Annotated in this window: 9 protein-coding genes; 7 read left to right on the top strand and 2 right to left on the bottom strand. The window is 73.0% G+C overall.

Features of this window, described 5'->3' with window-relative positions:
- Positions 1-29 precede the first annotated feature (29 nt).
- Entirely contained in the window at positions 30-2414 is a 2385-nt protein-coding gene (locus tag ACGFSH_RS14735; protein WP_393348393.1) for a phosphoketolase, read from the top strand.
- Positions 2415-2761: 347 nt separating this feature from the next.
- Positions 2762-3739, top strand: a complete 978-nt coding sequence (locus ACGFSH_RS14730) for a RimK family alpha-L-glutamate ligase (protein ID WP_393348391.1) — start codon at positions 2762-2764, stop codon at positions 3737-3739.
- Here ACGFSH_RS14730 and ACGFSH_RS14725 read toward each other — a convergent pair.
- Positions 3723-5744, bottom strand: a complete 2022-nt coding sequence (locus ACGFSH_RS14725) for a PAS domain S-box protein (RefSeq protein WP_393348389.1) — start codon at positions 5742-5744, stop codon at positions 3723-3725. The genes ACGFSH_RS14730 and ACGFSH_RS14725 overlap by 17 nt on opposite strands.
- Before the next feature lie 225 nt (positions 5745-5969).
- On the opposite strand from ACGFSH_RS14725, the gene ACGFSH_RS14720 reads away from it, so the two are divergent.
- Positions 5970-8357: an ATP-binding cassette domain-containing protein gene (locus ACGFSH_RS14720; protein ID WP_393348387.1), complete on the top strand. Its 2388-nt coding sequence runs from the start codon at positions 5970-5972 to the stop codon at positions 8355-8357.
- Between the two features lie 270 nt (positions 8358-8627).
- Here ACGFSH_RS14720 and ACGFSH_RS14715 read toward each other — a convergent pair whose 3' ends face one another.
- Complete coding sequence (locus ACGFSH_RS14715; protein ID WP_393348385.1) at positions 8628-8993, bottom strand: DUF6479 family protein; 366 nt, start codon at positions 8991-8993, stop codon at positions 8628-8630.
- A gap of 117 nt (positions 8994-9110) precedes the next feature.
- Between ACGFSH_RS14715 and ACGFSH_RS14710 the strand changes: the two genes are divergently transcribed.
- The 4 genes from ACGFSH_RS14710 (at position 9111) to ACGFSH_RS14695 (ending at position 13454) form a co-directional block, all read left to right on the top strand.
- Positions 9111-9485, top strand: a complete 375-nt coding sequence (locus tag ACGFSH_RS14710; protein ID WP_329406713.1) for a ferredoxin — start codon at positions 9111-9113, stop codon at positions 9483-9485.
- 162 nt (positions 9486-9647) lie between these two features.
- Entirely contained in the window at positions 9648-10826 is a 1179-nt protein-coding gene (locus tag ACGFSH_RS14705) for an acyl-CoA dehydrogenase family protein (RefSeq protein ID WP_393348383.1), read from the top strand.
- A gap of 9 nt (positions 10827-10835) precedes the next feature.
- Positions 10836-11681, top strand: a complete 846-nt coding sequence (locus ACGFSH_RS14700) for an oxygenase MpaB family protein (protein WP_393348381.1) — start codon at positions 10836-10838, stop codon at positions 11679-11681.
- 141 nt (positions 11682-11822) lie between these two features.
- Positions 11823-13454: a phytoene desaturase family protein gene (locus ACGFSH_RS14695; RefSeq protein ID WP_393348379.1), complete on the top strand. Its 1632-nt coding sequence runs from the start codon at positions 11823-11825 to the stop codon at positions 13452-13454.

Genomic DNA, 13454 nt, shown 5'->3' with positions numbered 1-13454 from the left:
AGCCAACCCGACCGGGAAGGGAACCCGAGATGTCCGTCGACCCGCGAGCGACGTCCACCCGGCTCACCGACGACGAGGTCAGGACGCTGCACGCCCACTGGCGCGCCGCGAACTACCTGGCCGTCGGCCAGATCTACCTGATGGCCAACCCGCTGCTCACCGAGCCGCTGCGGCCCGAGCACGTCAAACCCCGGCTGCTGGGGCACTGGGGGACCTCGCCGGGACTGAACCTGGTCCACACCCACCTCAACCGCGTGATCCGCGCCCGGGACCTGAACGCGCTCTGCGTCTGGGGCCCCGGCCACGGCGGGCCCGCGGTGGTCGCCAACTCCTGGCTGGAGGGGTCCTACACCGAGACCTACCCGGACATCACCCGGGACGCGGCCGGCATGGCCCGGCTGTTCCGGCAGTTCTCCTTCCCCGGCGGCGTGCCCAGCCACGTCGCGCCGGAGACGCCCGGTTCCGTCCACGAGGGCGGCGAACTCGGCTACTCCCTGTCCCACGCCTACGGCGCCGCCTTCGACAACCCGGACCTGCTGGTCGCCTGCGTGATCGGCGACGGCGAGGCGGAGACGGGCCCGCTGGCCGCCGCCTGGCACTCGAACAAGTTCCTCGACCCCGTCCACGACGGCGCGGTCCTGCCGATCCTGCACCTCAACGGCTACAAGATCGCCAACCCCACCGTGCTGGCCCGGATCCCCGAGCCCGAACTCGACGAACTGCTGCGCGGCTACGGCCACGACCCGATCCACGTCACCGGCGACGAGCCGGACGCCGTCCACCGCGCGATGGCCGAGGCCATGGACACCGCACTCGACCGCATCGCGGCGTTCCAGCGCGCGGCCCGCGAGGAGGGGTCCGGCGAGCGCCCCCGCTGGCCGGTGATCGTGCTGCGCACCCCCAAGGGCTGGACCGGCCCCGCCCACGTGGACGGGCTGCCCGTCGAGGGCACCTGGCGCTCCCACCAGGTGCCCCTGTCCGCGGTCCGGGACGAGCCCGAGCACCTGCGGCAACTGGAGGCCTGGCTGCGCTCCTACCGGCCCGAGGCGCTCTTCGACGAGGAGGGCCGCCCCCGCCCCGACGTCCTGGCCTGGATCCCCGAGGGCGCCCGCCGGCTGGGCGCCACCCCGCACGCCAACGGCGGACTGCTGCTGCGCGAACTCCCGCTGGGCGACCTCGACGCGTACGCCGTCCCCGTCGACAAGCCGGGTCTCGGCCGGCACGAACCGACCAGGGTCCTCGGGGGCTTGCTGGAGGACGTCATGCGGGCCACCGCCGCCCGGCGCGACTTCCGCCTCGTCGGCCCCGACGAGACCGCCTCCAACCGGCTCCAGGACGTGTACGGGGCCAGCGGCAAGGCCTGGCAGGCGCAGACCCTCCAGGTCGACGAGAACCTCGACCGGCACGGCCGGGTGATGGAGATCCTCTCCGAACACACCTGCCAGGGCTGGCTGGAGGGCTACCTGCTGACCGGACGGCATGGACTGTTCTCCTGCTACGAGGCGTTCGTCCACATCGTCGACTCGATGGTCAATCAACACGTCAAGTGGCTCAAGTCGTCGAGGGAACTGGGCTGGCGCGCACCCGTCGCCTCCCTCAACTACCTGCTGACCTCGCATGTGTGGCGCCAGGACCACAACGGCTTCTCCCATCAGGATCCCGGCTTCGTCGACCACATCCTCAACAAGAGCCCGGCCGTCGTGCGGGTCTACCTCCCGCCGGACGCCAACACCCTGCTGGCCGTCGCCGACCACGCCCTGCGCAGCCGTGATCACGTCAACGTCATCGTGGCCGGAAAGCAGCCCTGCTTCGACTGGCTGACGATGGACCAGGCGCGCGTGCACTGCGCCCGGGGGGCAAGCGTGTGGGACTGGGCCGGCACCGGGGACGGGACCCGCGAACCCGACGTGGTCCTCGCCTGTGCCGGCGACGTGCCCACGCAGGAGGTGCTCGCCGCCGCCCAGCTGCTCCGCCGTCACCTCCCGGAAGTCGCCGTGCGGGTGGTCAACGTCGTCGACATCGCCCGTCTCGCGCCGAGCGGCGAACACCCGCACGGGATGAGCGACTTCGAGTACGACGGCCTGTTCACCGCCGACAAGCCGGTGATCTTCGCCTACCACGGCTACCCGTGGCTCATCCACCGGCTGGCCTACCGGCGCACGGGCCATGGCAACCTGCATGTGCGCGGCTACAAGGAGATCGGCACCACCACCACGCCGTTCGACATGGTCGTCCGCAACGACCTCGACCGCTACCGCCTCGTCATGGACGTCATCGACCGGGTCCCCGGCCTCGCCGTGCGGGCCGCCGCCGTACGCCAGCGGATGGAGGACGTCCGGCTGCGCCACCACGACTGGATCCGCGCCCACGGCACCGATCTGCCCGAGGTCGCCGACTGGGCCTGGGACGGCTGAGGCGACGGCCGCGCCCGCGGTCCGGCAGGGCGCACGGACCGGGGCGGACGGCGCAGGAACAGGGGCAGGAGACGGACGGCCGTGCGCCCTGGCACGGCGTCCCGCGGGGTGCCTACAGTGGTCGGCCAGCCCCGCGGGCGCAGCCGGCGGGGCGAGCCCCACCACCTCGTGGTCACCCGTCCCGACCGGCGCCGTCCGGACCGGGCACGGCTCCGCACACCGGCGCGGCTCCCGCGGGCGACGGGTGCGACGACCACCCACGCGACAGGCACCATCCGTGACACCGCTCGGGCCGCGCGTGGGCCGCCCGCGGCACGAGCGCGCGTCGAGAGCCCCTGGAGGCCGCTGTGTCCCGACCGTGCATCGCCCTGATCGCCGACCCCACCTCGCCCGAAGGCTGCCGTGAGTACCTCGCCGACGCCGTGGAACTGCTCACCGGCGCACCGCCCGTCCGGGTCGACTCCCGCCACTTCGCGACCGGCGGGACCGGCCGCGGCGTCCGGCACGGAAACCGCTTACGCCTACAGGTCCCCGAGCAGCGGCTGGACTTCGTGCCCGACGTCGTCCTGCTCTACGAGATCCCGCCGCACCACCGCCGCGCGCTCGCCGGTTTCCAGCGGCTCCTGGAGAGCCACGGCGTGGTGACCCTCGCCGCCGGCCCGGACGCCTGGCGGACCGCCACCGAGAAGAACCTCACCGTCGAACGCTTCCGGCGGGACGGCATCGCCCAGATGGAGACCGCGGTGCTGTCGCGGCCGTCCCCGCGGGAGGCGGCCGACGTGTTCGAGCGCCTCGGCGGCGACACCTGGGCCAGGCCCGTCGTCGGCACCGGCGGCAACGACACCTTCCACGTCGACAGCCCCGACCGGCTGGAGCGCGCGGCCGCCTACTACGCGGACCGCGGCACCGACTGGCTCCTGTCCCGTGACGCGGGCAACGTCACCGCCGACGGCCTGCGCCACCAGTTCCGCGTGTTCGTCCTGGGCGACCGGGTCGTGCACGCCCGCGAGCACCTTCAGCCCGCCGGCGACACCCCGTGCAACACCTGCCAGGGCGCCACCGCCGTGCACCTCGCCCCGCCGGACCTGCCGCCCCGGCTGGCCGAACTCGCCGTCGCCGCCACCACGTCCGTGGGTCTGCCCTTCGCCGGCGTGGACCTCGCCGCGGAGAACGGCGGGGTCGTCTTCGAGGTCAACGTGCAGCCCGCCTTCGTCGACGGCGAACGCGAACTGCACGCCGTGGCCGTGCCCTACGTCCAGGCGCACCTGAACGCCCTGTCGCGCACCCGCGGCGGTCCGCGCCGGGGGCTCACAGCCTCAGCGTGAACCAGGTGGTCTTGCCCTCGTCCGTCGGCCGCACCCCCCAGTCGGCGGCGAGGGCCCGGACCAGGATCAGACCGCGGCCCGACTCCTCGTCCTCGACCGCCGTGCGCGGCTGGGGCAGCTGCGGACTGCGGTCGCTGACCTCGACCGTGAGGTCGGTGGCCGTGCGGTGCAGATGCACGCCGACCGGGCCCTCGGCGTGCTGGACGGCGTTGGTCAGCGTCTCCGACAGCAGCAGGAGCGCGTCGTCGGCGCTGTCCGCGCAGTCCCACCCGGTCAGCGCCGCACGCAGAAAGGCACGCCCCTGCGGCACGGAGGCCGGGACGGCCGGCAGGTGCGTCGTGACGGCGGCCAGCGGCGCGGCCGGCAACTGCGCCAGCAGCAGGGTGACGTCGTCGTTGTGACCGTCGGCGTCCGGCAGCAGACCCGCGAGGACATGATCCGCCGCGGCCTCCAGACACGGCGTGCCGACGAACAACTGGCCCAGCAGGTCCGTCAGTTCGTCGATGCGCACTTCGATGTCGCTGCCGGGGGTCTCGATGAGGCCGTCCGTGTACAGCACGAGCGTGGCCCCCGGCGGTATCTCCGAACTGGACTGCTCGTACACCACGTCGCCCACCCCGAGCGGGGCGTTGACCGGACAGGACAGCCGGCTGATGCCCTCGCCGACCCCGGCGACCAGCACCGGCAGATGCCCCGCGGAGCACACCGTCACCGTGCCCGCGTCCGGCGCGATCACCAGATAGCAGCAGGTGACGAGCTGGTCGGGGACGTCCAGGTCGGCGACGCAGGTGTCCAGGGCCCGCATCAGCTGCCGCGGCTGCATCCCGGTCTTCGCCAGGGCGTGCGCGGCCGACCTCAGCTGGCCCATCACGGCGGCCGCCTCCAGCCCGCGGCCCATGACGTCGCCTATCAGCACGCCCACCCGGTCGGCGCCCAGCGGGATCAGGTCGAACCAGTCGCCGCCCACCCCGGCGCCCTGGGTGGCGGGCCGGTAGCGGCTCGCGGTGGCCAGACCGGGCAGCGCCGGCGGCGTGCCCATCAGGCTGCGCTGAAGGGTGAGCGCGATGTGCCGCTGCTGTTCGTACAGGACCGTCAGCTCGGCTTCGGCGCGCTTGCGGTCGCTGATGTCGCGCACGATGGCGCAGGCGCCGGCCACCCTGCCGTGGGTGTCCCTGGTCGGCCACAGCGTGACGTCCACGTCCAGCAGCGCCCCGGACTTGGTCAGCCGCAGCGTCTCGTAGTGCTCCACCTTCTCCGCGTGCCGCAGCCGCTTGAGCAGCTCGCGCACCTCGCCCCGCAGCTCCGGCGGGGCCAGCACCGAGACGTGCCGGCCGATGGCCTCGTCGGCGGTGTAGCCGTACAGGCGCTGTGCGGCCGCGTTCCAGTAGGTGATGTACCCGTCGAGGGTCTTGGCGAGGATCGCGTCCTGCGACGACTCCACCAGCGCGGCCAGCTCGTTGATGCGCGCCTCGGCCGCCTTGCGGTCGCTGACGTCGCGCACCGCCGCCGACACGAGCAGCCCCTCCGCGGTCTCGAGCGGACTCAGGCTGATCTCGACGGGGAACTCGGTGCCGTCCTTGCGCAGCCCGTGCAGTTCGAGCCCGGCGCCCATGGGACGCACCTGGCGGTTGGCCGTGTACCCGCGCCGGTGCGCGGTGTGCTGGCCGTGGAAGCGGTGCGGGATCAGCAACTCGACGGGACAGCCGAGCAGTTCCTCGCGGCCGTGCCCGAACAGCGCCTCCGTCTGGGCGTTGACGAGTTTGATGATGCCCGTGTCGTCGACGATGACCATCGCGTCCGGCGCCGCCTCCAGCAGGCCCCGGAACCGTTCCTCGGCCCCGCCGAGCGCGTCACCCGGCGCTCCCGCCGGGCCGCCGCACCGTTTCTGCTCGGCCTTGCCCGGCCCGCCCTTCTTCCCGTCCTGCCCGACGTTGTGCGTCGCGGCGCCCGCCCCCGCCCCCGTACCCGTGCGCCGCGCCGGTTCCGCCCGCATCACCTCGGCCATGTGCCACCTCATCCCGCACGACGAATCAGGCCATCCCAGCGCCTTCGCGCCGCCCCCGCTCCGCGTTGTCGTTTACTGTCCAGGGCCTGTCCGAACATGAACGCCGCCGAACCGATCACGTTTGGAGAAGCGCCGGCCCCGGTGGCCCGGCTAGCGTGGCGTCGAACGCAACGAGCCGGGCGACGCCGACACGGACCGGGCGGTCCGCGCGACGGATGGAGAGAGATGAGCATGGCCCACAGGACGCAGTCACAGCCGCCCGAGCCGCACGCCGCCGACAGTCACGACCTGATCCGCGTGCACGGAGCGCGCGAGAACAACCTCAAGGACGTCAGCATCGAGATCCCCAAGCGCCGGCTGACGGTGTTCACCGGGGTGTCCGGCTCGGGCAAGAGCTCGCTGGTGTTCGACACGATCGCCGCGGAGTCGCAGCGGCTGATCAACGAGACCTACAGCGCCTTCGTGCAGGGCTTCATGCCGAACCTGGCGCGCCCCGAGGTCGACGTCCTCGACGGGCTGACCACCGCGATCATCGTCGACCAGCAGCGGCTGGGCACCGACCCGCGCTCCACCGTGGGCACGGCCACCGACGCCAACGCGATGCTGCGCATCCTGTTCAGCCGGCTCGCGCAGCCGCACATCGGGCCGCCCACCGCGTACTCCTTCAACACCGCCTCCGTGCGGGCGAGCGGCGCGATCACCGTGGAGCGCGGCAACAAGAAGGCGGTGAAGGCGACCTACACGCGCACCGGCGGCATGTGCCCGCGCTGCGAGGGCCGCGGCACGGTCTCCGACATCGACCTCACCCAGCTCTACGACGCCGGCAAATCCCTCAACGAGGGCGCGCTGACGATCCCCGGCTACAGCATGGAGGGCTGGTACGGCCGGATCTTCTCCGGCTGCGGCTTCTTCGACCCGGACAAGCCGATCAACAGGTTCACCAAGCGGGAACTGCACGACCTGCTCCACAAGGAGCCCACCAAAATCAAGGTTGACGGGATCAACCTGACGTACGAAGGCCTCATCCCGAAGATCCAGAAGTCCATGCTGTCCAAGGACATCGACGCACTCCAGCCGCACGTCCGCGCCTTCGTCGAGCGGGCGACGACGTTCTCCGTGTGCCCCGAGTGCGAGGGCACCCGGCTGAGCGAGGGCGCCCGGTCGTCGAAGATCGACGGCGTCAGCATCGCGGACGCCTGCGCGATGCAGATCACCGACCTGGCCGAGTGGGTCCGCGGGCTCGACGATCCGTCGGTCGCGCCCTTGCTCGCCGCGCTCCAGCACTCCCTCGACTCGTTCGCGGAGATCGGCCTCGGCTACCTCTCGCTCGACCGCCCTTCGGGCACGCTCTCGGGCGGCGAGGCCCAGCGCGTCAAGATGATCCGCCACCTCGGCTCCTCGCTGACCGACGTCACCTACGTCTTCGACGAGCCCACCACCGGCCTGCATCCGCACGACATCAGCCGGATGAACGACCTGCTGCTGCGGCTGCGCGACAAGGGCAACACGGTGCTCGTCGTGGAGCACAAGCCGCAGACGATCGCGATCGCCGACCACGTCGTGGACCTCGGCCCCGGCGCCGGCACGGCGGGCGGCAGCGTCTGCTTCGAGGGCACGGTCGAGGGACTGCGGGCCGGCGACACCATCACCGGCCGCCACCTCGACGACCGTGCCGCCGTCAAGGAGACGGTGCGCGAGCCCACGGGCGTGCTGGAGATCCGGGGCGCGTCCGCGCACAACCTGCGCGACGTGGACGTCGACATCCCGCTGGGCGTGCTGGTGGTCGTCACCGGCGTGGCCGGCTCGGGCAAGAGCTCGCTCGTGCACGGCTCGCTGCCGCCCGGCGAGGGCGTGGTCTCGGTCGACCAGGGGGCGATCCGCGGCTCGCGGCGCAGCAACCCCGCCACGTACACCGGGCTGCTCGACCCGATCCGCAAGGCCTTCGCCAAGGCCAACGGGGTCAAGCCGGCGCTGTTCAGCGCCAACTCGGAGGGCGCCTGTCCCACCTGCAACGGTGTCGGCGTCGTCTTCACGGACCTGGCGATGATGGCGGGCGTCGCCACCACCTGCGAGGAGTGCGAGGGCCGGCGGTACCAGGCGTCGGTCCTGGAGTACCGCCTCGGCGGGCGCGACATCAGCGAGGTGCTCGCGATGCCGGTCTCTGAGGCCGAGGAGTTCTTCGGCGCGGGCGAGGCGAGCACTCCGGCCGCGCACCGCGTCCTGACCCGGCTGGCCGACGTCGGCCTCGGCTACCTGAGCCTGGGCCAGCCGCTCACCACCCTGTCCGGCGGCGAGCGCCAGCGGCTCAAGCTGGCCACCCACATGGCGGAGAAGGGCGGCGTGTACGTCCTGGACGAGCCGACCACCGGCCTGCACCTCGCCGACGTGGAACAGCTGCTCGGCCTGCTGGACCGGCTGGTCGACTCGGGCAAGTCGGTCATCGTCGTCGAGCACCACCCGGCGGTCATGGCGCACGCCGACTGGATCGTCGACCTCGGCCCCGGCGCGGGCCACGACGGCGGCCGGATCGTCTTCGAGGGCACACCGGCCGACCTCGTCGCCGCCCGCTCCACCCTCACCGGCGAGCACCTCGCGGCGTACGTCGGCGCCTGACCGGCCGCCTGGCCGTCCGGCCGGCCTGCTGCCCACGTGGCCGACGGCGTGCCGGGTGGCCGACGGCCAGGTGCTCGTCGGCACGCGCGCCGCGCCGTGGCCCGGCGTCCTGTTCGGGCGCCCGTACGCGGAAGCGGCCCTCGCGGCGGCCGAAGCGGCCCGGTGAGGGCCGCTTCGCATCGCGCACGCCGCAGGAAACGGGCGGGGTGTGACGGGCGTGAGGTGTGACCGGCGCGGGGCGTGAAACGGTGCGCTGTCAGCGTAGGCCGCTCAATGCGCTCCCAGACCGCCGCCGCCGAACGAGCCGCTGCTGCCCCGGCTCCAGCGCGGCCGTTTCTTGTCCGAGCTCGCCCGGGTCTGCATGTTGGTCAGCTCGTACGGGGTGAGGGGACGGCCGCCCTCCGCTGTCCGGGGCACCTCGTCGGGTTCCCGGTTCTCGCGGATCTCGTGCACGGCGCCGCCCGGCGGGAGGTGCGGCTGCTCCTCGGGGCGCGGCCGTGCCGGCTCACGCGACTTGACGCGGGCGCCCAGCCAGAAGCTGCCGCCGAGCACGGCGAGCAGGGCCATTCCGACCACGAACAGCCCGAGACTGATCAGGCCGCTCGCGGCGGCCAGCTGTTGGCTTGCGGTAGTCATACCAGCTGAATACCCGAAGAAAACGGGACGAATCGCCCCCGAAGGGCCGACGGACCGGACGGCCCCGGAGACGCCCGCCCCGGGTTTGGCGGCGGCCTCCCCGGCTACCCGCCCCCTGTGACTACGACGACATCCCAACAGGAGCTGTTCCGGTTCCTGGAGGACCGCTTCGCCTGCGCCCAGGCGTGCACCGAGTGTGCGCGCGCCAGCGCGCTGCGCGCGAGCCTCGTGGATCCGGACGGCAGAGAGCATCACGAACTGGTGCGGCGCAAGGGCATCATGTGCGCGGAGGTCTGCGACGCCACCTGCCGCGTGCTGTCCGAGGAGAGCGCGACGGACGAGGCCGGCATCCGGGCCCAGCTGGAATGGTGCCGGACGGTCTGCCTGGAGAGCGCGCACGTCTTCGACCGACAGCCGGGCGCCGAGGACAGCGCGGCCGCGTGCCGCGCCTGCGCCCAGGCCTGCACCGACTTCATCGCGACCCTGCGCTGAGCCCCGGAGTGCGGGCACGGCCCGCGCCGGACCGGTCGGACCACGCACGCGCCCGCCGATTGCCCTTTTCCGCTTCGCGCGCCCTTCGTCATTCCCAATTTCTGGAACACGTTCTACGGTGTGCGCCGTCAGGACACCGGCCTTGGGAAGCCAGGAGGCGCCGTGCACCTCGACCACACGCCCGAGCAACTGCGGTTGCGCACCGAACTGCGTGCCTACTTCGCCGAGTTGGTGCCGGACAACGCCTACGCCCGGCACGCCGACCCGGTCGCCGCCAAGCGGTTCTACCGCAGGACCGTCCGGCGCCTCGGCGAGGACGGCTGGCTCGGCGTCGGCTGGCCGAAGGAGTACGGCGGGCGCGGCCTCACGCCCATCGAGCAGTTCGTCTTCTTCGACGAGGCCGCACAGGCCGGCGTGCCGCTGCCCCTCATGGCCCTGAACACCGTCGGGCCGACGATCATGCGCTACGGCACGGACGAGCAGAAGTCGTACTTCCTGCCCAAGATCCTGGCCGGGGAGATCGACTTCGCCATCGGCTACAGCGAGCCCGACGCGGGCACCGACCTGGCCGCGCTCAGAACGCGCGCGGTGCGCGAGGGGGACGAGTACGTCGTCGACGGCCAGAAGATCTGGACGACCAACGGCGACACCGCGGACTGGGTGTGGCTCGCCGTGCGCACCGATCCCGAGGCCCCGCCGCACAAGGGCATCACCATGCTCCTGGTGCCGACCTCCGACCCCGGCTACTCCTGCACCGTCATCCGCACGCTCGCCTCGCACGACACCACCGCCAGCTACTACGAGAACATCCGCGTCCCCGTCTCGCGGCGGGTGGGCGCCGAGAACCAGGGCTGGCGGCTGATCACCAACCAGCTCAACCACGAACGCGTCACCCTCGCCGCGCACGGCACGATGGCGATCCGCGCACTGCACGACGTCCAGCGCTGGGCGGCCGGGACCAAGCTCGCGGACGGCCGTCGGGTGGTCGACCTGCCCTGGGTGCGCCGGCGGCTGGCCCAGACCCATGTGAAACTCGACGCGCTCAAGCTCCTCAACTGGCAGATGGTCGGCGCCCTCCAGGACGGCACCCTCACCCCGCAGGACGCCTCGGCCGTCAAGGTCTACGGCTCCGAGGCCCGCCGCGACGCCTACGGCTGGCTGATGGAGGTCGTCGCGGCCCCCGGCGCGCTCCAGGAGGGCTCGGCGGGCGCCGTCCTGCACGGCGAGCTCGAACGCGGCTACCGGTCCGCCGTGATCTTCACCTTCGGCGGCGGCAACAACGAGATCCAGCGGGAGATCATTTCCTGGATCGGCCTGGGGATGCCGCGGGTACGGCGTTAGCCTTCCGGTATGACGGCCGACCCGGGGCTGTTCGGCCCGACGAGCGTGACCTGGCAGGCGCACGGCGACCCGATGATGTGGGTCGCCGGGATCCGGGCGCTCTACCTCCAGGCGCTCCACCCGCGGGCCGTGCGCGGCGTCCTGCAGAACTCCGACTTCCGCCGCGACGCGTGGGGCCGGCTGATGCGCACCGCCGACTTCGTCGGCACGACCACCTACGGGACCGCCGAGGCCGCCGAGAAGGCGGGCGCCCGCGTCCGCCGGATCCACCGCCTGCTCTCCGCCACCGACCCGGACACCGGGGAAACCTACGGAGTCGGCGCACCCGCACTGCTGCTGTGGGTGCACTGCGCCGAGATCGACTCCTATCTGCACGTCCTGCGCCGTTCCGGCTACCCGCTCTCCGACGCGGCCGCCGACCGCTACATCGGCGAACACCGCGTCAGCGCCCGCCTGGTGGGCCTCGATCCGGACACCGTGCCCGGCGACCGGGCCGCGATGGAGGCCTACTTCGAGAAGGTGCGCCCCGAACTGGCCGCCGGAGCCGAGGCGCGCGCGGTGGACGACTTCCTGCTCCGCCCGCCGGCCCACCCGTTGCTGGTGCCCGCACGCGCCCTGCTGTGGCGGCACGTCGCGGATCTGGCGTACGCCTCGCTGCCGCCGTACGCGCACGAGCTGTACGGCAGACGCGCCGCCGAACCCGCCGTCGTCACCCGGCGGCTGCGGGCCGCCGGGGCCGTGCTGCGCCGCGTTCCCGCACGTCTTCGCTGGCGGCTCCCGCCCCGGCACATCCTGCGGGCCATGGCCCGACTCGGCCCCGAAACCCGCCCCGCCCCGTACAAGGTCCGGCCGTAGGCCGCCCCGTCGGACGGGCCGCACGAGCCGGACGGGTCGGGGGAGCGGCGGCCCGCGCCCCCGGGCCGGAGGGACGCCGCTCCCCGAGCGGGCCCGGAACGGCCTCTGGCGGACCTTGATCGCCTCGTGCTAGCAAGAACCATGCCAGCACACGAGGGACACACGGGACATACAGGACAGTCGGAACAGGCGGGACACGCGGGGCCCGGGAGGAGGCGCTCCTACGACGTCGTCGTCGTGGGCGGCGGCCACAACGGCCTGGTCGCGGCCGCCTACCTGGCGCGGGCCGGCCGGTCGGTGCTGGTGCTGGAACGACTGGACCACACCGGCGGCGCCGCCGTCTCCACCCGGCCGTTCGCCGGGGTCGACGCCCGGCTGTCGAGGTACTCGTACCTGGTGAGCCTGCTCCCGTCGAAGATCGTGCGGGACCTGGGGCTGCGTTTCCGGGTGCGCGGCCGCACGATCTCCTCGTACACGCCCGTGGAGCGTGCGGGGCGGGCCACCGGGCTCCTGGTGGGCGGGGGCGAGGAGCGCACCCGTGAGGCGTTCGCACGGCTCACGGGCGGCGAGCGCGAGTACGCGGCCTGGGAGCGTTTCTACGGCATGACCGGACGCCTCGCCCAGCGGGTCTTCCCCACGCTCACCGAGCCCCTGCCCACCCGCGAGGAACTGCGCCGCACGGTCGACGACGAGGAGGCCTGGCGGGTCCTGTTCGAGGAGCCGATCGGAGCAGCCGTGGAGGAACGCTTCGCCGACGACCTCGTGCGGGGTGTGGTCCTCACCGACGCGCTCATCGGCACCTTCGCCGACGCCCACGACCCCTCCCTGCGGCAGAACCGCTGCTTCCTCTACCACGTCATCGGCGGCGGCACCGGCGCGTGGGACGTGCCGGTGGGCGGGATGGGGGCCCTCACCGACGCCCTGGCCGACGCCGCCCGGAACGCGGGCGCGGTCCTCGCCACCGGCCACGAGGCCGTACGGATCGACACGGACGGCCGCAGCGCCGAGGTGGCCTACCGCAGTACCGACGGCGAGGGCGTCGTCGCCGCCCGGCACGTCCTGGTGAACGCCTCCCCGCAGGCTCTGGCGGCCCTCACCGGCGACGAGCCGCCCGCCCCCGCCGAGGGCGCCCAGCTGAAGGTGAACATGCTGCTCACGCGCCTGCCGAGGCTGCGCGACACGTCCGTCGACCCGCGGGAGGCGTTCGCCGGGACCTTCCACATCGCCGAGGGGTACGAGCAGCTCGCCGCCGCCCACGCCCAGGCCGCCGCCGGTGAGCCGCCGGCCGCCCCGCCCTCGGAGATCTACTGCCACTCGCTGACCGACCCGAGCATCCTGGGCCCGGACCTGGCCGCCTCGGGGCACCACACGCTGACGCTGTTCGGTCTGCACACCCCGGCCCGGCTCTTCCGCGCGGACAACGACGGCGTGCGCGAGGAGCTGCTGAGGTCGACCCTGGCCCAGCTCGACGCGCATCTGGCCGAACCCCTCGCCGACTGTCTGGCCCTCGACGCCGACGGCCGCCCCTGCGTCGAGGCGCGGACCCCGCTGGACCTGGAGCGCGACCTCGGACTCCCCGGCGGCAACATCTTCCACCGGGAACTGTCCTGGCCCTACGCGCAGGACGGTGCGGGCCGCTGGGGCGTGGAGACCCGGCACGGCAACGTGCTGCTGTGCGGGGCGGGCGCGGTGCGCGGGGGAGGGGTGAGCGGGGTGCCGGGGCACAACGCGGCGATGGCGGTGCTGGAGGCCGCGGGGAACCCGGGCGACTGA

It is taken from the genome of Streptomyces sp. NPDC048481 (assembly GCF_043200075.1).
GTDB lineage: Bacteria > Actinomycetota > Actinomycetes > Streptomycetales > Streptomycetaceae > Streptomyces.
This window is presented reverse-complemented; position numbering and strand designations above follow the sequence as displayed.

Bases quoted from the DNA above. Each gene is read 5' to 3' on its own strand.
- ACGFSH_RS14735 (WP_393348393.1), top strand. From the start codon at position 30: ATGTCCGTCGACCCGCGAGCGACGTCCACCCGGCTCACCGACGACGAG.
- ACGFSH_RS14695 (WP_393348379.1), top strand. From the start codon at position 11,823: ATGCCAGCACACGAGGGACACACGGGACATACAGGACAGTCGGAACAG.
- ACGFSH_RS14700 (WP_393348381.1), top strand. From the start codon at position 10,836: ATGACGGCCGACCCGGGGCTGTTCGGCCCGACGAGCGTGACCTGGCAG.
- ACGFSH_RS14725 (WP_393348389.1), bottom strand. From the start codon at position 5,744: ATGGCCGAGGTGATGCGGGCGGAACCGGCGCGGCGCACGGGTACGGGG.
- ACGFSH_RS14715 (WP_393348385.1), bottom strand. From the start codon at position 8,993: ATGACTACCGCAAGCCAACAGCTGGCCGCCGCGAGCGGCCTGATCAGT.
- ACGFSH_RS14720 (WP_393348387.1), top strand. From the start codon at position 5,970: ATGAGCATGGCCCACAGGACGCAGTCACAGCCGCCCGAGCCGCACGCC.